Here is a 20215-nt window from a genome sequence, read left to right as displayed (position 1 = left end):
ATCTATTAATTCGGGCATTATCCAAAGATAGCTGAATTTGGCAAGTTTTGTGTGGCATAATTTCACCCTAAACTCCCCACATTTGCTAAAAATACCCGATGAAATCGCCATTAGAGAATAATAAAGACACATTTGCTCCACGGGCACTTGCTTGGTTTAAAGACTTTGGTCGTAAAGATCTGCCTTGGCAGCAATACCACGAACCTTACCCTACTTGGTTAAGTGAAGTGATGTTACAACAAACCCAAGTCAGCACTGTGATCCCTTATTTCACCACTTTTATGGAAAAGTTTCCCACAGTTACCGATTTGGCTAATGCGCACATAGATGAGGTATTACATTTATGGACAGGGCTCGGTTATTACGCTCGAGGCCGTAATTTACATAAAGCGGCACAATTGATCCGCGATGAATATCAAGGCCAGTTCCCAACCGAATTTGAACAAGTATTAGCATTACCCGGTGTCGGGCGTTCAACCGCGGGCGCAATTTTGTCATTATCGTTAGATCAACCACACCCTATATTAGACGGCAACGTAAAACGCGTTTTAACACGTTGGGGTGCCATTGAAGGTTGGTATGGCAAGAAGGCTGTTGAAAATACGCTGTGGGCACTATCAGAAGAACTGACACCGCAACAACAAACCGCTAATTATAATCAGGTGATGATGGATCTGGGCGCGACAGTGTGCACCCGTAGTCGACCTGATTGTGATATTTGCCCAGTGAATGAAGATTGTAAAGCACATGCTATGGGTACACCAACAGCATTCCCAACCCCTAAACCTAAAAAAACAACCCCAGCCAGAACCGTGCAAATGTTATTACTAAAACAAGGTTCTACACTGTGTTTACAGCAGCGCCCACCGGCAGGTATTTGGGGGGGATTATGGTGTTTCCCTGAACGCGATGACAATTTATCGCTGGAAGAACAGCTAGCACAATTTGGTATTAGTGAGTTTACTAGCCAAGAGTTGCCTGGATTTAGACACACTTTCAGTCACTTCCATCTTGATATCAGCCCATTGTTAGTAAAAATAAATGCCACAACAAGTACGCAAATAATGGAACCTCAAGGGACTCTTTGGTATAACATAGAGCAACCGGCAACTGTGGGATTAGCAGCTGCAACTAAAAAATTATTAACATCTCAAGCATTGAGAGAGGCATAACATGGCTAGAATGGTTTTCTGCACACGCTTACAAAAAGAAGCGGAAGGTTTACGTTTTCAAATTTACCCAGGTGAAGTAGGCAAGCGTATTTTTGATCATATTTGCCAAGAAGCATGGTCAGAATGGCAGCAAAAACAAACCATGCTGTTGAATGAAAAAAAATTAAACATGATGGATGAAAATGATCGCGCATTTCTAGAACAAGAGATGATCAAATACCTGTTTGAAGGTGAAGACGTAATCATTGACGGTTTTACCCCAAAAGCCTAATCCAATTGCCTAGCGTGATACTCTAGCGCTAGGCAAGTTTTAATCCAGAGAACAGTTTATCCACATGGCTATATTCCGTATTCTATTAATCGCTATCAGTTGCAGTGTATTAACCGCCTGCTCGATGAGTGACTATCAACATTCCGTCGAACTCGCCAGTCTTAATAACGCATCACAAGCGTTAGAGCGCCTATCTTATCAACAAGCTGATTACCGCGCTAAAACAGAAAGAGCCGACGAAAAAGACAATACCGCACTTAGAACCTTAAAAGACAATTATCGTCAGCAAGTTATCGAACTTTGGGGTGATACTAAGCACTCGTTTTCGACGAATTATCGCTATATCAAATATACCAACAATTACCACAGCCGCTCAATTATCGATTTTCAACAAGGTAGCGTCCGTGTCGAGACACTCGCGCAACCAAATAGTCAGCAATACCTTAAACAGGCAATTGAATACACGCTACTTGCCCCTGAACGCCCTAAATACACAGATTTCTACTCCAGCTACAGCTCTGAAATTAAAGGAAAGCCCTTTCTTTACCTACAAGTTAAAGACAATGAGGGGAAATCAATAAAATGGCATTGGCGCGCCTCTCATTATGCTAACTATCTTATTAAGCATAATCGTAAGCAAATAACGATGAATGGTCGCTCGGTAGACGCCGTAACGTTTACGTTAACCGCTAACCATACCAGAGTGCGCATGCAGCGCTACCAAGCCCAGATTAAGCAATCAGCGCAACACTATGGCATTGATAGCAACATAGTCACCGCCATGATCCAAGTCGATAGCTTGTTTAACCCCTACGCATTAAATCGCAATGGCCGTATTGGCCTAATGCAGATATCAAGTTCAATTGGCAGGGATGTATTTCATCAACAAAAGAAATATCCTTTTAAGCCACAACCAAACTGGTTATTTAATAACAATAACAATCTAGATATCGGCATTAGTTATTTAAATCTATTAGATAAACAGTATCTTAAAAATATTAGCAACCCAAAATCTCGCTACTATGCCACGCTAGCAAGTTATATTGCTGGACCTCAAAATATGCTGCAAACCTTCTCGAAGAACAAAAACGAAGCACTAAGTATAATAAATGGCTTATCTTCTTATGAGGTTTACCAAAGTTTCACTAATGCGCAGTCTCGCGCTGAAATAAAAAACTATGTGTACGAGGTAAACCGTCATTTTCGTCAACTTAGCCGTTAAACGTCAACAAAACACACGTATTGATGATTAATCAGACAGCACATAGGGTTAACGCATATTATTTTCACTAAACAGGGTGAAACAGTTGACGGATCGGCCTAAATTCTATTTAATAGCGCTCCATTGCCCGAATAGCTCAGTCGGTAGAGCAGAGGATTGAAAATCCTCGTGTCCCTGGTTCAATTCCGGGTTCGGGCACCAAAATTTGGAAAGAATAAAAAAGTGTAATATTGACTTGTTTTTTAAAATGAAGATGATATTATGCGACACGCATTTAGTGCCGACTTAGCTCAGTAGGTAGAGCAACTGACTTGTAATCAGTAGGTCGCCAGTTCGACTCCGGCAGTCGGCACCATTTGCCCGAATAGCTCAGTCGGTAGAGCAGAGGATTGAAAATCCTCGTGTCCCTGGTTCAATTCCGGGTTCGGGCACCATATTTAAAAGGTAGAGATATTTCATTAATAGGTATCTTTATTTAAAACGCATTTAGTGCCGACTTAGCTCAGTAGGTAGAGCAACTGACTTGTAATCAGTAGGTCGCCAGTTCGACTCCGGCAGTCGGCACCATTTGCCCGAATAGCTCAGTCGGTAGAGCAGAGGATTGAAAATCCTCGTGTCCCTGGTTCAATTCCGGGTTCGGGCACCATATTAATAAATAAAGATATATACCACTATCTTTATGAAAAAGCATTTAGTGCCGACTTAGCTCAGTAGGTAGAGCAACTGACTTGTAATCAGTAGGTCGCCAGTTCGACTCCGGCAGTCGGCACCATTTGCCCGAATAGCTCAGTCGGTAGAGCAGAGGATTGAAAATCCTCGTGTCCCTGGTTCAATTCCGGGTTCGGGCACCAAATAATTCCCCTTTAGTTCAGTTGGTAGAACGGTGGACTGTTAATCCATATGTCGCTAGTTCAAGTCTAGCAAGGGGAGCCAATTAAAAAGACCCAGTTATTTATATAACTGGGTCTTTTTTTATCCAAAATTTAGTCCTGCCTCGTATTTTAATTTAATAATCCTGATATGAATACTACTCCTGCATTAGCTAAGCGCTTTAATCTATCAATACAAAAAACCGAACACTTGGTTCGGCTTATGATACAACCAACAACAATCAATATGACGTCAGCTCGTAACTCTGTATGTTTTGAAACTAATTAACTCGCAGTAATAGTAATTTCTACACGACGGTTCGCAGCACGACCATCTTTTGTTTTATTTGACACAATAGGACGACGTTCACCATAACCACGCGTAGATAAACGACCTGATTTAATACCACGTTTATTAAGGTATTCACTCACTGATTCAGCACGCTCCTCAGAGAGTGTTAAATTCGACTCAGCACTGCCTATACTATCCGTATGACCAACAATACGTAGTGATGACTTAGGATACTCATTCAGAATTTTAGCAACGCTGTTTAAGCTTGAGTGAATATCGTCACTTAAGTTATAACCCGCGGTTTTAAAACCAATACCCTTAGCCATAATCAACTGCAGTTCGTTTTCACCAACACGCTTAACTTGCACACCAGACCCCGTCAGCTCTTGGCGTAATGCTTCTTCTTGACGATCAAAATAGTAACCAATACCGCCACCGATTGCAGCACCACCAACGGCCCCATATATCGCTGCATTTTTCTTGCCCGTTGCAGCACCGATTAATGCACCTGCAATTGCACCACCAATGGCAGACTTCGTTGCGGTATTCGTTTCGTCTTCACCTGTTGTCGCATTTTGACGAGCGCAGCCAGAAAGAGCAGCAACAATCATTACTGCAGTTATTGTTTTTTTCATCATTGAATAAGCCTTAATTATAGAAACGATATTTGGGTATGAGTGTTCGCGAACACGCTAACTTAAATAAAATACAAGCGCTCCGTCATATTTACTAGTTAATAAACGGATTCCATGTGAATAAGTGATATCACTCTCACTATTCGCCAAGCTTCGTCACTTCTTACACAGCTTTACACTGCCTCACCTTGAATTGTGACTGGGCGCACTCATCTATTACTAAGTATCAGCATACAATGATGCAAATGCTTTTTCTCAAAAAGGATACCTATGTATAGCTTTCTCAGAACATCATTAATTTTAGTATTAATGCTAGCAGGTAAAGCGCCGCTTGAAGCCGCGACCATGCTTAGCCTTAGTCAAACCTCTAATAACGGCAGTGCAACTAACCGAGTTCGCACACAAATAAGCAAAGACTTAGCCGGACTTTATCAATTGTCTGATATTAGCAGCAGCAATATCATGCAACCTTACAGCGATTTTGACTCACTTTATTCATTAGCTGAATCAGCACAAGATGAATTAGCGACCCTAACTCAACAAATCGCATTAATGTCACAGACAAGTGCTGTGATTCCTGCAATCAAAAGTATTGAAAGAGCAAAAGCTAAAATTGCCAACAAACATGATGGCGCAGTAGAGAAAATTACCGATTTAGCCCGTAGCTCGCTTGTAGCCAAAAACAGCCATGGATTACTCAGTGCTTATGAATTACTTGAACAAGAAACCGATATCATCCAAGTGAAAAACCGTTTTAACAGTCCAAAACAAAATGGTTACCGTGATATAAATTTATTAGTACGATTACCAAAAACACAGATGATAGTAGAAGTGCAGTTACATGTAGATCGTATTGAAGCAATTAAGAATGGTCCTGAACATGACAATTACGCCAAGATCCAAGAAATCAACCATAATGCCAAACAGCAGCAACGTGAAATATCTGAAATTGAGTTATTTAAAGTTGCGCAGTTAAAAGAAGAATCGAGCAATTTATACCAAGTGGCTTGGCAACAACAGTTAATGGTTGAACTAAAGACTAGCTTTAAACAGATGGCATAATGCTTATTAACATATCAGAGTTAGCATGTCTTAGTTACAAATGGCCCAATCATAACACTCATGATTGGGCCAACTCTCTTCTAAACTTAACGCGAGGGTTTATGCATAACCCCACTTCCAGTTAAATCGAATTTGATCTTGCAACCCAAAACGTGTCATTAACCAAGGTACCATAGGCATCACTTTAAAATGCGCACTTTTCTTCAGGACACTTTTACCTGTGCGGAAGAAGGTAACCTCTTCACCGCTATTTAAGAGTCGCACAACAATCCTTTTTTGCTTGCCTTCTTCCGGTATTACAACTTGTGCTAGGTTATATTCATGTGTCATTCCAGACCCGTTATAAACCAAAATAATTTGATCTTCAGTTAACTTATTACGCTCTAAGTAACTTTTAAGCTCACTACCCTGAAAACCAAATAAGGGATCTCTATTCATGTTTCTTTCCATCTATAATCAAATACAATTAAACGTTTATTTATTTTCTTGCCAAAAAAAATGAGGTCTCCATTGGAGACCTCATTTTTAACAATTCTGTGTGCTCGTTATTCTGCAATAAACTCTCGCAGTTTTTTCATTGCATTTTTTTCTAACTGACGTACACGTTCTGCAGAAACACCATAACGATTAGCTAAGTGTTGCAGTGTTGCTTTGTCTTCCGCTAACCAACGAGATTTAACGATATCTTGACTACGGTCATCTAATTCAGAAATTGCGTTAGTTAAACGCTGAGATGCACTTTCATCCCAGTTTTCACGTTCAACTTGTTGTGCAACATCCGAAGCGTTATCTTCTAAATACTGAGCTGGCGAAAAACTCATTGAACCTGAATCTTTATCGCTATCATCATCAGCATACAGATCAAATGCTTGATCTGAGTAAGACATTCTTGATTCCATTTCAACTACATCTTTAGTCGAAACGCCAAGGGTCTCAGCAACGGTTTGCACTTCAGCATTGGTAAACCAGCCTAAGCGTTTTTTTGATTTACGTAGATTAAAGAATAGTTTACGTTGCGCTTTAGTCGTCGCAACTTTCACTACTCGCCAATTACGCAGTACAAATTCATGAATTTCCGCTTTCACCCAATGTACAGCAAAAGACACCAGTCTTACGCCAACAGCAGGATTAAATCGTTTTACAGCCTTCATTAAGCCGATATTACCTTCCTGGATAAGATCCGCTTGAGAAAGGCCATAACCTGCGTAACCACGAGCAACGTGAACAACAAAGCGCAAATGCGACATGATTAACTGACGTGCAGCATCGACATCACCTTCATTCTGCAAGCGTTCGCCTAGTTCCTTTTCTTGTTCAGCAGTCAACATTGGAATACTATTCACACCTTGGATATAGGCTTCAATGCTCCCCTGAGGAACTAATGCCATACTTTGCATATCTTTGCTCATCAACAACTCTCCCGTTATTACACATTAATCCGCGAGATCTTATCACGACTAATGCTTATCGACAAATTCGATAATCCGCGTAACCCCACAAATAAAATATATAATATTGACTATTTAATATTTAAAATTCAGCTTGCTGATAAATAACTAAAAAAACAGTTACCTTATCGATGGCTGTATTATTTATGTACAATCTAGTTTAACCCTAGATTATCAAAGCTCTAGTTTAATTACAGAAAATTACAATAGCATGACAAATTAAAATAAATCAATCGGCTAATGCTAATACTTTAGTATGACTTTAACTTATCGATAAGATTCAATACTTCGCTAAACGTCTCTAAATTAGTATTCTTTTCAAAATAAAAAGAGCAGCAAGCGCTGCCCTCATCACACCTTCCTACAATTTATTCCAAGTCAGATACCATGTACTACAAGCCAAATACAGTCTATTAGTGTAAGTCAGGTATAACACCAACTTGTGGCATATCTGCTAAACCAACATCACGCGCATGCTGCTCAAAGCCTTTATTTTTCCAGAAAAATGCACCTGGCATTGTGGTCGGAATAACAAGTACATAAAACAGCGCTCGGCTTACAGTTGACGCTAATGCAATTGATGCAATTGGCAATAACCATAACAGGCTTAACAAACCTGATGGCGCGAATAGTGCCAGTAAAGTTACTACAAAGATATTAATGGCAACAGTAAGATTACGTAATTTATACGTTTTACCAAATGTTGTGCATTGTACATAATGCGAAGCTGCACCTTCCCCCTGCTCTACATTGAGATGTTTCGCATGTGAATAAAGGCCAAACGCTTCAATCACTAAACCCGTGATTGCAATAGGTGCTAACTCAGTCAGTAATGGATAAAGCTCAGCGCCACCGATCACAGCGACGAATGCCGTTAATAGCGTGCCAAGTGCGATTGCAGAACCAACAAACGAACAAGCAGTTTGCCAATGATCCCAGAACGGACGCGCCTTAATACGATAACTGCGGTACATGTAGTACAAGCCTCCCGTGGTACCCACTAACGCCAGTGCACCAAAGAGTGACGCTACATAAGTAAAGAAGTGCATATCAAAGAACCATGCTACACCTTGGAAGAAAGTAAATGCCCCCATGAACCCAAAGAATAAGGCCACGCCTAAGCCCTCTCGACTGACAGGAGAGTGTGCTAAGTTGTTAAAGCCACGATAAAAGCGCTTAGGTTTACCAAGATGAAGTGTCGACATTAATAAGCCGATAGCTTGCATCGCCATTAATATAACCAGCAATGATAAACCCGCGCCTGATTCTGAAAATCCAGTTAAGCTTTCAATACCCAGTAATGGGCCAAGGAAAATAAGCGCAAATGCGCCCATCGCAGCTTGTGAAAAAAGTGTGAATATCACCAATGGGTTTTCACGTGAACTCAAGCGTCCCAGATTCCACGATTGCTCTTTACCGTCTTTTTCATCCACAACAGAGCGGAATGACCCATCATCTTGTTTATGGTATTTAAGTGGCATGTTATCAGTACGCGTCATTTCACGCTGAGTACTGGTGGTCTGCTGGAAACGAATATTCGGATTGGTAATACTGGGATCAGGAAAGCCCGGAATAGATGTTTTCGCCTGAATACGGTTCTCAGGTGTATTTTCCACCACACCAAAGTTAAGTGCATTACCGAGACATGCAGAGACACACGCCGGTTTTAACCCGACTTCCAAACGGTCTACACACATATTACATTTTGTTACCTGACCTTTAATTGGATCAAGTTGTGGGGCATTATATGGACAAACCCAAGTACAATAACCACAGCCAAAACAAGTATCAGGGTCTTGTAACACAGCTCCGTATTCAACGTGTTTGGTATAAGCTTTGGTCGGACAACCTTTTAGACAAACCGGATCATCACAATGGTTACACGCCATTGAAATATTAATACGTTTGTAATCCGGATAGCTACCACTCTCGACATAACCAACACTACGGAAGGCAATATGTGCAGGGTTGTCATTTTTTTCACTACACGCGGCCTCACAAGCATGACAACCAATACAGTTATCCGCAGTAAAGTGGAAAGCATGCTGTTTATTACGATTAGGGTTATCACCTACCGCTTTATTTTCATTAATATTCATTGAACGACCAACGGGTAGCTTCCCTTCGGTACGTTCGATTAAGTCAATTTTTTTACCGTATGTATTAACATCAAATATTTCTACATCTGATAATTTTGCGTAATGTTGCTCACCAACACGTTGTTCAAAGATAGGCGTACCATCTTTAACAACCGGTTTTTCTGCCGCACCTATTTGATCAAGGCGGTCTCTAAACTGTTCTAATTTATCTAACATAATTTATCCCTCTTATGTTATCGCGTTGCGCTTAACTTAGTACGTACGTCGTTCGCGGTTCATTTTAGCCGCCAGTTTCTGGTCTACATGTTCAATACGAATTGAACTCTGCTTAAATGCAGGCTGACGAGAATGCGGATCAAGTAGACCTAACGACAAGCGATTAACACAATCATGGAAATGGAATGGAATAAATACCGCGTTTGGTGCGACGCGCTGCGTTAATTGCACCATGACCACCGCATCACCACGACGCGAAGCCAAACGTACATAACTTTGATGTTTGATACCAAGCTTAGCTGCAGCGTCTGGATTCATTTCCATATACGGCGTTGGGCTATATTTGTTGAGATTACCCATTTTACCGGTACGCGTACGGGTATGAAAATGTTCAACCACACGGCCACTGTTTAACCAGAATGGGTATTCATCGCAGGGGTGTTCATTATTATCAATCCAAGGCAGTGGAATAAGATTCGCTTTACCCGTAGGGGTTGGGAACACGCCATCACTATATAAACGCGGATTACCAGTATTGCTTTCATCTCCTTCACGGAAGGGCCATTGAATACCACGTGCTTTTTCAATCTTTTCGTAAGTCATACCGGAAATATCAAGATTACGCCCAGCGCCTTTGGACAACGCTTTCATTTCTTCAAATGCTTCTTCAGTCGTCACAGGAAAAGTGATTTTTTGACCATTTTCAAAACGTTTAGATAATTCAGAGAAGATCCAAAAGTCAGATTTAGAGTTACCTTTTGGTGCTTGCACATTACTCACGCGGTTAACGCGGCGCTCGGTATTGGTGAATACCCCCTCTTTTTCTGCCCATACCGCTGCAGGTAAAAACATGTGTGCATATTGGGTGGTTTCTACGTCTTGATACGCATCCTGCACCACTAAGAAATCTAACTTCTCTAATGTTTTACGAATACGCGAGGTATTAGGCATCGACGTCATTGGGTTGGTAGCCACCAGCCATAGGCCTTTAATTTGACCCGTTTCAATAGCAGGGAAAATATCGGTTTGTGCTAAACCACGTTTTTTCGGGAAGAATTCAGGGTCGATGCCCCAAAAATCAGCAATATCGTTACGGTCCTTTTCCTTCTCTAGTAAACGATAACCTGGTAGGCCCGAACAAGAAGACCACTCACGAGTGCCCATTGCATTACATTGGCCTGTAATAGACAAACTAGTACCACCGGGCACTCCAATGTTACCAGTAATAAGAGATAATGAATTACAACCCGTGATAGCATCACTACCGTGAGTACTTTGATTAAGCCCCATCGTCCAGATACTCATTGCACGACCCGCTTTGGCAAATAAACGGGCTACATGACGAATAGTATCTTCATCAATACCACATATTTTAGCTGCTGACGTTGGGTCAAAATCTTCGACGCATGCTCTTAACTCTTCAATGCCATTCGTGTATTTTTCAATATAGTCTTTATCTTCTAGACCTTCTTTTAAGATCACGTGCATTAATGAATTTTGTAATACGATATCGGTACCAGGACTAATGGGTAAATGAATATCAGCAAACTGTGCAAGCATAGTGACACGTGGATCAACCACGATAAGCGGGAAGTTACGTTGTTCTTTGGCTTCTTTTAAACGCCAATAAATAACCGGGTGCTGCTCTGGTAGGTTAGAACCCCAGGCAATAAGGCAATCGGTGTGTGAGAAATCATCGTAACAACCGGGAGGCCCATCCGAACCAAATGAACGTTTATAACCCGATACGGCGGAGGCCATACATAAAGTTGTATTACCATCGTAATTGTTCGTGCCTATACAGCCTCGCGCTAATTTACCTAAAGTATAAAACTCTTCGGTTAACAACTGCCCAGTAGAAACAATCGCAAATGAGTCTTTACCGTATTGCGCTTGAATCGCTTTAATTTTATCGCCCATGGTATCGAGCGCACTGTCCCAACTCGTTTCTTTATACTGCTCATGAATGTGATCACGCACAAGCGGATTATTACCTCGGCCCGCCGCGTCAAATAATTCATGCTCAAAGATACCTTTAATACACAATTTACCTCTGTTGACATCAGCATCAGCAACGCCTCGACTCGCAACTGCATTCCCTTGCTCATTCATACCGATCTCGATAGAACAACCTGTAGAACAATACCCACACGTTGTATATTTCCATTCTTTTACCTGCTTATCCGCAATACGAATAGGCTTTTGATCCTTGCGTCCGAAAATCATAAGACGTCTCCATTGAATTGCTCAACACATTGTTTATTGTTTTTATAACTTTGTTATAAGTACAGGTGAGCAATAACTAAGCCACCTTACTTTAATTCACCATAAAAAGGATGATGTTCTTCTTTAACTGCATAAACACAGAGTTCTTCCTGTCATTTACCCACACGTTCCACCATTTTAACGACATCTGTTCTCAACAACTCCAACTTAACTGCACCATGGCTGTGCGTGAATGAAAAAACTGGTGCAACATCACAGTACTTAATCATCTAAAAACCCTTATATAAAACAAGGCATATAAACAAAACCTTAAATATCAACAACTAACGACCAGCCTACAGAGTTGGCATTGTCTTTGCGTTAGTAAGTACAGAGCAGTACTACAGGGATGTGAGTCATGACAGTTGAATTAATTACCAAAGCGCAATCAAAAAATAACAACACGCTAGGTCAAGTGGCATTAGTAGGAGCAGGTCCGGGGGATCCAGAGTTACTCACACTAAAAGCATTAAAAGCAATTGAGAATGCCGACCTGATCTTGTTTGATAACTTGGTTAGCCACGAAATTAGAGCGTTATTTCCAACCCATACCAAAGCTATTTATGTGGGTAAGAAAAAAGCAGACCATTGTATTCCACAAGATCAGTTGAATTTATTCATGGTCGATAAAGCTAAACAAGGTCTGAATATTTGTCGTCTAAAAGGCGGTGACCCGTTTGTATTTGGCCGCGGTAGTGAAGAACAACTTGTGCTCCATGCCCACGATATAAAAACAACCGTCGTGCCCGGCGTAACAGCGGCATCAGGTTGTACCGCCTACGCAGGGATCCCGTTAACCCACAGAGGTTTATCAACAGGCTGTACCTTTATCACTGGACACCTAAAAGATGGCCAGCTAGACCTAAATTGGTCGCAGCTTGCACACCTTGAACACACCTTAGTGTTCTATATGGGACTCGGTAAATTAGCTGAAATCTCAGCGCAACTTATCAGTCATGGTTTAGCCAGTGATACACCTGCAGCCTTGATAGAAAACGGCTCGACACCACAACAAAGAGAATTTGTTGGCACAGTAGCTACATTGCCAACACTCGCGATTGAACACCAATTACAAAGCCCTAGCCTGATCGTGATCGGTAAAGTTGTCTCTCTTGCAGAGCAACTGAGCTGGAGAGATCTAGAGCAAGCGGCAACAAATCAAGAATTAAGCGCATAACGGAGCATGTCATGAAAAGAATTATAGTTGTCGGTAACGGCATGGTAGGTCACCATTTCATTGACCAATTTATTCAGCAAGAAAAGATGGGTGAAGTGCAAATTACCACATTTAGTGAAGAATCTCGCCTTGCTTATGATCGTGTTCAATTAAGTGCTTATTTCAGCGGTAAAACAGCTGATGACTTAATGATGACATCGCCAGAATACTATGACGACAATGGCGTTCAGTACTTTGTAAACGATAAAGTTGTTGGTATTGATAAAGCCGCTAAAACAGTAACAACAGCACAAGGTCGTGTCGAAAATTACGACAAATTAGTACTCGCGACAGGTTCATATCCGTTCGTGCCGCCAATTCCAGGTAAAGACCAAGACCATTGTCTTGTTTACCGTACAATTAACGATCTTGAAGACATCACTGCATCGGCAAAAGAAAGTAAAGTGGGTGTGGTTATCGGTGGTGGTCTACTGGGTCTTGAAGCTGCAAATGCAATCAAACAATTAGGTTTAGAAACCCATGTTGTTGAATTCGCACCTCGCCTAATGGCAGTGCAAGTTGACGATGGTGGCGGCAAAATTCTTCGTGACAAAATTGAAGCGTTAGGCGTAAACGTACACACAGAAAAAAATACCAAAGAAATTGTTAAAGGTGAAACGTGTCGCTACCGCATGAACTTTGCTGACGGTTCTCACGTTGAAACCGATATGATCATCTTCTCTGCTGGTATACGCCCGCAAGATGAACTAGCGCGTTCTTTCGACCTACAATTAGGCGAACGTGGTGGTATTCAAATTAATGATCAATGTTTAACCTCTGACGAAAGTATTTTCGCGATTGGCGAATGTGCGTTATGGCAAGGGCGTATCTTTGGTCTTGTGGCTCCGGGTTACCAAATGGCGAAAGTCGCTGTAGACCAAATTGTTGGTGCAGGTAATCTTGCGTTCACTGGTGCAGATATGAGTACCAAGTTGAAACTGCTTGGTGTTGACGTCGCCAGTATCGGTGATGCGCATGGCAATGCCGAAGGCGCACAAAATTATGTATTCACCAATGAAGCAGACCAAGTTTACAAAAAGCTGGTGATCAGCGAATGTGGTAAGAAACTGCTTGGCGCGGTCATGGTTGGTGAAGCGGAAGATTACGGTACTTGGTTACAAATTTATTTAAACGACATGGATATTCCAGGAGCACCTGAGAATATGTTAGTCCCACCAGCAGAAGGTGGTGCAGTCACGATGGGGATTGATGCTCTCCCTGATTCAGCCGTTATCTGTTCATGTCTTGATGTCACTAAAGGTCAAATATGTGCTGCAGTACAGGATGGCGCAACCAACCTCGGTGATATCAAATCTATCACTAAAGCCTGTACTGGTTGTGGTGGTTGTAACGCATTAGCAACTCAGGTTCTTAACGCTGAACTGGAAAACATGGGGGTGGAAGTTAATACCGACCTTTGTGAGCATTTCCCGTACTCACGTGCCGAACTGGCTGACATAGTGCGCGTTAAACGTATCAAAACGTTCGAAGCATTAATCACCGAGTTTGGTTCTGGCCATGGTTGTGAAGTTTGTCGTCCAACAGTAGCTAATATTCTAGCTTCATTCTGGAATGACTATATCTTAGAAGACGATCATCTTGGTCTACAGGATGTAAACGACGTTTACTTAGGTAACATGCAAAAAGACGGTACTTACTCTATCGTACCGCGTATTGCCGGTGGTGAAATCACCCCTGATAAATTAATTGTATTAGGTCAAATTGCCAAAGAATATAACCTCTATACAAAAATTACCGGTGGTCAGCGTATTGATTTATTCGGTGCACAACTTCACGAATTACCTGAAATTTGGAAATGGTTAGTCGATGAAGGTTTTGAAACTGGTCATGCCTACGGTAAATCCGTACGTACGGTTAAATCATGTGTTGGTAGTACTTGGTGTCGTTACGGCGTAAAGGACAGTGTTGGTTTAGCGATCGACATCGAAAACCGTTATAAAGGTTTACGCTCTCCCCACAAACTTAAATTTGCGGTATCAGGTTGTACACGTGAGTGTGCCGAAGCACAAAGTAAAGATATTGGTATCATCGCGACAGAAGGCGGTTGGGGTCTATATGTCTGTGGTAACGGTGGTATGCGCCCTCGTCATGCAGACTTATTTGCAACTGACCTCGATACTGAAACACTGTACAAATATGTTGACCGCGTATTGATGTTCTATATACGCACAGCAGACCGCCTACAACGTACATCAGTTTGGTTAGAAAATCTTGAAGGTGGATTAGATTACCTTAAAGAAGTGGTTATTAACGACAAACTTGGTCTTGCCGCAGAGCTCGAAAGTGAAATGGAAGCGAATATTGGTAACTACCAATGTGAGTGGAAAACAACGATTGAAAGCCCTGAAAAACTTATCCGCTTTAAACACTTCATTAACTCTGAAGAAAAAGACAATGCGGTTCAGTTTGTTGAAGTTCGTGACCAGATCCGCCCTGCGACACCTGCAGAACGTGAAGGTCTCATCGAAATTGTTGAAGTGAGCTAACGATTACCTGACGACTCACACGACTATTTATCAATTCAACAATATCAATATATAACCAACAATTAGCGGGTGGCGACACCTGCTAAAACAAGATGTAAGGATTTATTATGACTAATTGGACTCCTATTATTGCAAAAGACAAGCTAACACCCGATACAGGTGTGTGTGCATTAGTTAACGATAAGCAAGTTGCAATTTTCTTTGACCGTAAAACAGATCAACTATTTGCGATTGATAACTACTGCCCAGCCAGTAAAGCCAACGTATTATCACGCGGTCTAATTACTTCTGTGAAAGATGTATTAACCGTTTCATCACCACTTTATAAAGAACATTTCAGCCTAATCACAGGTGTATGTCTTGAAAATGAGACTTTATCGGTACCCGTATATGAGATACGAGTCACTGATGGTATTGTAGAAGTGTCAGCATAAAAGATAATATTTACAGGGAGTTATTATGTCGCCATGGCACTTACAAGGCGGTGCGACCTTTACCATTGGTCAGCGCTCAGTTGAAGGGATAAAAGCACATAATGAAGATGCCATTGGTATTCGCATTCCAGATGACTTACTGCTCACAACCAAAGGTGCTGTCGCCATTATCGCTGATGGTGTTAGCGCGTCAGAAGCAGGTAAAGAAGCCAGTGAAACCTGCGTACATAATTTCTTATCTGATTATTACTCTACACCTGAAACCTGGTCCGTTGGTAAATCAACAGGTCAGGTATTAACAGCCCTCAATCGTTGGCTATACAGCCAAGGTCGACAATTTGCCGATGCTCAAAAAGGCTACCTCACCACCTTAAGCGCCATTGTCTTTAAATCACATGCTGCGCATTTACTGCATGTTGGTGATTCACGAATATACCGTTTACGTAACAATAGCCTTGAGCAATTAACCCGAGACCACACCACTGTTGTTAATAGTAAACAGTCTTATCTCGCCCGTGCAATGGGCTTAGATGTCACCCTCGATGTGGATTATAAAGAAGTAGAATTGCAAGTCGGTGATGTGTTTTTATTATCAACCGATGGTTTGCATGATTTTGTTAGCGATAAATTATTACGGAATATGGTGCAACAAGCGCATACATCTGCAGAGAGTGATTTCGAAGCATGCTGCGATCAACTAATTCAACATGCAATGACCAATAACAGTAATGATAATATCAGCTGCCAATTGTTGCGTATCGACAGTTTACCTAAGCTCAGTGCCGAAGATGTGCATGTGCACCTTGCCTCCATGCCTTTCCCTCCCGCATTACGCACTGGGTTATCAATTGATGGACTAAAAGTCATTAAAGAGTTGCATGCCAGTAGTAGCAGTCATTTATATTTAGTCGAAGATAAGGAGACCAAACAGCAATACTGCATGAAAGCACCCTCGGTCAATTATATCGATGATCATGCTTATATCGAGCGTTTTACCATGGAGACCTGGATTGGCTCACGACTGCATAACCCGCATATTTTAAAAATTGTCGAAACCAACAGGAAAAAAAGCCACCTCTATTATTTAATGGAAGTCATTGAAGGTATTACCCTAGAGCAATGGATAAGTCAAAATCCGAATCCGCCGATCCAAGATGTACTTAATATTGTTGAACAGGTCATTAAAGGTTTACGTGCTTTTCATCGTAAAGAAACACTGCATCAAGATTTAAAGCCGGGTAATATTATGATCGATAATAATAGCCAAGTGAAGATCATTGATTTTGGTTCTTGTTTCGTCAAAGGCATCGCAGAAATCGCCACCCCATTGCAGCGAGATAAGATCCTTGGCACAGCAGCCTACTCCGCCCCAGAAACCGTAATCAATGGTGACAGTACTGCGCAATCCGATATCTTCGCCATTTCAGTTATAATTTTTGAAATGCTCACAGGTAAACAACCTTTTAATGGCAAACTCGAAACCTGCCGAACCCAAAAGGCCTATCTTAATACCAAGTATATTCCGGCCTATGAACACAACCCATTAGTCCCATTCTGGTTAGATGGCACAATAAAAAAAGGCCTGCGCTTCAATCCAAATAAGCGTCATGCAGATGTATCCGAACTCTTATATGAGTTACAACATCCTAATCCCAAATATAAGAATAATCGTAAGCAAACATTGGTTGAAAAGAATCCGGAACGTTTTTGGCAAGTTATCTCACTATTATTACTCTTTGCTTTGTGCATTTCATTATTTAGCTAAGCCATACGAGGTTAAATCTAACCTTATATGTAAACATACGTAAAACACCTCAATATCATTGGGTATTAAATAAATGCGTATACTATACAAGGTATAATACTGATCTATAAAGTTGAACCTATTTAACCGCAGATCATTAAAAACCAACTGTATGACAGGAGCCCATTACCGATGAATAATGTGTTTACACTCATTATAAAAATAACGACGCCAACATTACTCCACACACTTTTCTGCCATCAGCACACACCTCAGTTAATAGGTAACCACTATGATTGATTATATATCGGTATTTATATTTTTCTTTGCTGTGATTGATCCAGTGGGAACTGTGCCTGTATTTATTGCAGCAACCAGTCAGTTTGATGAAAAATCGAAACGCAAAATTGCACTACAAGCAGCCTGTGCCGCTGCAGTAATTTTGCTCTTTTTTATTGTCGCAGGAGAATTAATTTTAACGGCGATAGATATTCCGTTACCAGCATTTGAAATTGCTGGCGGAATCATCTTATTTTTATTTGCCCTGTCCATGATATTTGGAGATAGCAAACCTGATACTGAAATGCAGATGGTCAAAGATAGTAGTGAGACAGCCATCTTTCCACTCGCCGTACCTTCCCTAGCAAGCCCTGGAGCGATGTTAGCAGCTGTATTACTCACTGAGAATTCGAGCTTTAGCATTTTCCAACAAGTGCAAACCGCGGGCGTGATGCTGTCGGTATTATTTATCGCTTTTCTCTTCATGCTCGCAGCAAGTTGGATCCATCGCTACATTGGCAATAGTGGCGCCAGTATTATCAGTAAGGTGATGGGCATGATCTTGGCAGCCGTCGCGACCAACAGTGTGTTATCAGGTATTAAGGTTTATTTCTTACTTTAATGTCATGACATCTGGGCTATTATTCCCCAATAGCGACAGACAAATTTCAAATAGCAGGAGCATAACCATGTCTAAAGATCTAATTGCTAAATTAAAGCAATTCAAAATCATCCCAGTGATTCAAATTGATGACGCTTCACAAGCCGTGCCATTGGCTAAAGCCTTAGTAGAGAATGGTTTACCGGTTGCAGAAGTCACATTCAGAACAGAAGCGGCAACTGAAGCTATCCGCCTAATGCGTGAAGCCTACCCTGACATGTGTATTGGCGCAGGCACAGTATTAAACGCCGAACAAGTAGATAAGGCAAAGGCAGTAGGTGCTGAATTTGTCGTAGCACCAGGGCTAAACCCAACCACAGTAAAATACTGCCAAGAAATTGGTATGCCGATCGTTCCTGGCGTTAATAGTCCCAGTCAAATTGAGCAAGGTTTAGCGCTTAACTTAACGTTTATGAAATTCTTCCCTGCTGAAGCGTCAGGCGGTATTGCAATGGTAAAATCGTTACTCGCGCCTTATGTCGACGTTTCTCTAATGCCAACTGGCGGCATCAGTAAAAACAATGTGTCTGATTACCTCGGTTTAGAGCGTGTCGTCTGCTGTGGTGGTACTTGGATGGTCGCGCCGAAACTGATTACGGCAGGACACTGGGAAGAGATTGGCCGTCTCGTACGTGAAGCTGTTGCACATGTAGCGGAACACTAAATCACAAAAGGCCCTATACCAATATGATATAGGGCTTTAACAATTAAGTTATTCAGTAATACTTTTATTTAGTAATGGGCCTAACAGTTTATTTATTAGCAATAAAACCAACAGCCTCGTATGCTTTAGCTAACGTAGGAGCAGCACGCTCAGACGCTTTTTCAGCACCAACACGCATAATACGCTGTAATTCAGTCTCATCAGCACGTAACTCATGGTAGCGCGCTTGAATCGGCTCTATCATAGCGACTACTGCATCCGCCGTATCACCTTTCAAATGGCCATACATTTTATCTTCGTATTCAGGCACAAGATCAGCAACTGAGCGTTTCGTTGCAATAGAAAGTAGCGTCAATAAATTAGATACACCCGGTTTTTCTTTATTATCAAAGTAAATACGCGCTTGTTCATCACTGTCTGTGACTGCACTTTTAAGCTTCTTAGCAATCTTTTTCGGATCATCTAATAACTTGATAAATGCTTTTGGATTAGCATCTGATTTTGACATTTTTTTCAGCGGATCTTGCAAGCTCATAATACGTGCGCCCAAAGTTGGGATCATCGGTTCTGGCACTTTAAATACATCACCGTAGATATTATTAAAACGAGTCGCGATAGTACGCGCTAACTCTAGGTGCTGCTTTTGATCATCACCAACAGGCACTTCATCAGCTTGGTAAAGCAGGATATCTGCAGCCATCAATACAGGGTAAGTATATAAACCTGAATTACTGCTGCTAGAGTTATTCGATTTATCTTTAAACTGCGTCATGCGGTTTAATTCACCCATCTGCGTATAGCAGTTAAGTAACCAACTCAATTGTGCATGTTCTGGTACTTGAGATTGTAAGAAGATAGTCGATTTTTCAGGGTCTAGACCACATGCAACATACATTGCGAGGCCTTCAAGCACCTGAGATTTAAACTCTTTAGGGTCTTGACGTACCGTGATGGTATGTAAGTCCGCAAGCATGAAATGACAGTCGCTGTGTTCCTGCATGTCCAGCCATTGATTGATTGCACCAATATAGTTACCAATAGTCATACTGCCAGAAGGCTGAATACCACTTAATACCACAGGTTTTGTCATAGATATATTCCCAATCTCTTAATTTATTCAATTGTGGGCAAGCTTACTTACCCAATCATGTTTATCACG

General features: G+C 41.4%; 16 protein-coding genes and 8 tRNA genes. 18 read left to right on the top strand and 6 right to left on the bottom strand.

Annotated elements, in window-relative coordinates; translation table 11 throughout:
* Positions 1–98: 98 nt before the first annotated feature.
* From mutY to HWV02_RS01610, 11 genes are all read left to right on the top strand, one after another.
* Positions 99–1172 (top strand): A/G-specific adenine glycosylase, encoded by a 1074-nt coding sequence (gene mutY / locus HWV02_RS01660; RefSeq protein ID WP_211689534.1) that lies wholly within the window; start codon positions 99–101, stop codon positions 1170–1172.
* 1 nt (position 1173) lies between these two features.
* Complete coding sequence (locus HWV02_RS01655) at positions 1174–1443, top strand: oxidative damage protection protein (protein WP_067045706.1); 270 nt, start codon at positions 1174–1176, stop codon at positions 1441–1443.
* 64 nt (positions 1444–1507) lie between these two features.
* Positions 1508–2665, top strand: a complete 1158-nt coding sequence (locus HWV02_RS01650) for a murein transglycosylase domain-containing protein (protein WP_211689532.1) — start codon at positions 1508–1510, stop codon at positions 2663–2665.
* A 125-nt stretch (positions 2666–2790) separates the two neighbouring features.
* Positions 2791–2866, top strand: a tRNA-Phe gene (locus HWV02_RS01645).
* A 78-nt stretch (positions 2867–2944) separates the two neighbouring features.
* A tRNA-Thr gene (locus HWV02_RS01640) sits at positions 2945–3020 on the top strand.
* Positions 3021–3023: 3 nt separating this feature from the next.
* Positions 3024–3099: transfer RNA gene (locus HWV02_RS01635), tRNA-Phe, on the top strand.
* Between the two features lie 57 nt (positions 3100–3156).
* Positions 3157–3232: transfer RNA gene (locus tag HWV02_RS01630), tRNA-Thr, on the top strand.
* A 3-nt stretch (positions 3233–3235) separates the two neighbouring features.
* A tRNA-Phe gene (locus HWV02_RS01625) sits at positions 3236–3311 on the top strand.
* Between the two features lie 50 nt (positions 3312–3361).
* Positions 3362–3437 (top strand) — tRNA-Thr (locus HWV02_RS01620).
* 3 nt (positions 3438–3440) lie between these two features.
* A tRNA-Phe gene (locus HWV02_RS01615) sits at positions 3441–3516 on the top strand.
* 6 nt (positions 3517–3522) lie between these two features.
* A tRNA-Asn gene (locus HWV02_RS01610) sits at positions 3523–3598 on the top strand.
* 221 nt (positions 3599–3819) lie between these two features.
* On the opposite strand, the gene HWV02_RS01605 is transcribed toward HWV02_RS01610, so the two are convergent.
* Complete coding sequence (locus HWV02_RS01605; RefSeq protein ID WP_211678201.1) at positions 3820–4464, bottom strand: OmpA family protein; 645 nt, start codon at positions 4462–4464, stop codon at positions 3820–3822.
* Positions 4465–4731: 267 nt separating this feature from the next.
* On the opposite strand from HWV02_RS01605, the gene HWV02_RS01600 reads away from it, so the two are divergent.
* Positions 4732–5523 carry a RelA/SpoT domain-containing protein gene (locus HWV02_RS01600; RefSeq protein WP_211689531.1) on the top strand — a complete coding sequence of 264 codons (792 nt, stop codon included), beginning with the start codon at positions 4732–4734 and terminating at the stop codon, positions 5521–5523.
* A 99-nt stretch (positions 5524–5622) separates the two neighbouring features.
* On the opposite strand, the gene HWV02_RS01595 is transcribed toward HWV02_RS01600, so the two are convergent.
* From HWV02_RS01595 to HWV02_RS01580, 4 genes are all read right to left on the bottom strand, one after another.
* Entirely contained in the window at positions 5623–5961 is a 339-nt protein-coding gene (locus HWV02_RS01595; RefSeq protein ID WP_211678200.1) for a hypothetical protein, read from the bottom strand.
* 107 nt (positions 5962–6068) lie between these two features.
* Positions 6069–6932, bottom strand: a complete 864-nt coding sequence (gene rpoH / locus HWV02_RS01590) for an RNA polymerase sigma factor RpoH (protein ID WP_211678199.1) — start codon at positions 6930–6932, stop codon at positions 6069–6071.
* 452 nt (positions 6933–7384) lie between these two features.
* Entirely contained in the window at positions 7385–9286 is a 1902-nt protein-coding gene (locus HWV02_RS01585) for a DmsC/YnfH family molybdoenzyme membrane anchor subunit (RefSeq protein ID WP_211678198.1), read from the bottom strand.
* A gap of 36 nt (positions 9287–9322) precedes the next feature.
* Positions 9323–11512, bottom strand: a complete 2190-nt coding sequence (locus HWV02_RS01580) for a molybdopterin oxidoreductase family protein (RefSeq protein ID WP_211689530.1) — start codon at positions 11510–11512, stop codon at positions 9323–9325.
* Positions 11513–11909: 397 nt separating this feature from the next.
* On the opposite strand from HWV02_RS01580, the gene cobA reads away from it, so the two are divergent.
* The 6 genes from cobA to HWV02_RS01550 all read left to right on the top strand — a co-directional run bounded on the left by cobA (position 11910) and on the right by HWV02_RS01550 (position 19056).
* Positions 11910–12728, top strand: a complete 819-nt coding sequence (gene cobA / locus HWV02_RS01575) for a uroporphyrinogen-III C-methyltransferase (protein ID WP_211678196.1) — start codon at positions 11910–11912, stop codon at positions 12726–12728.
* A gap of 11 nt (positions 12729–12739) precedes the next feature.
* Positions 12740–15274, top strand: a complete 2535-nt coding sequence (nirB, locus tag HWV02_RS01570; protein WP_211678195.1) for a nitrite reductase large subunit NirB — start codon at positions 12740–12742, stop codon at positions 15272–15274.
* A gap of 107 nt (positions 15275–15381) precedes the next feature.
* The gene (gene nirD, locus HWV02_RS01565) at positions 15382–15708 is read left to right on the top strand and encodes a nitrite reductase small subunit NirD (protein WP_211678194.1); all 327 of its coding nucleotides are present in this window, start codon (positions 15382–15384) and stop codon (positions 15706–15708) included.
* Positions 15709–15733: 25 nt separating this feature from the next.
* Complete coding sequence (locus HWV02_RS01560; protein ID WP_211678193.1) at positions 15734–17473, top strand: bifunctional protein-serine/threonine kinase/phosphatase; 1740 nt, start codon at positions 15734–15736, stop codon at positions 17471–17473.
* 271 nt (positions 17474–17744) lie between these two features.
* Positions 17745–18353: a MarC family protein gene (locus tag HWV02_RS01555; protein WP_211689529.1), complete on the top strand. Its 609-nt coding sequence runs from the start codon at positions 17745–17747 to the stop codon at positions 18351–18353.
* Positions 18354–18420: 67 nt separating this feature from the next.
* Positions 18421–19056, top strand: a complete 636-nt coding sequence (locus HWV02_RS01550; RefSeq protein ID WP_211678191.1) for a bifunctional 4-hydroxy-2-oxoglutarate aldolase/2-dehydro-3-deoxy-phosphogluconate aldolase — start codon at positions 18421–18423, stop codon at positions 19054–19056.
* An 88-nt stretch (positions 19057–19144) separates the two neighbouring features.
* Here the strand turns inward: HWV02_RS01550 and trpS are convergent, their stop codons facing one another.
* Positions 19145–20146 carry a tryptophan--tRNA ligase gene (trpS, locus tag HWV02_RS01545; RefSeq protein WP_211678190.1) on the bottom strand — a complete coding sequence of 334 codons (1002 nt, stop codon included), beginning with the start codon at positions 20144–20146 and terminating at the stop codon, positions 19145–19147.
* Positions 20147–20215: the final 69 nt, after the last annotated feature.

Source organism: Moritella sp. 28 (assembly GCF_018219435.1).
GTDB lineage: Bacteria > Pseudomonadota > Gammaproteobacteria > Enterobacterales > Moritellaceae > Moritella.
Note: the sequence above shows the minus strand (reverse complement) of the source record. Positions and strands in the feature narration are given on the sequence as shown.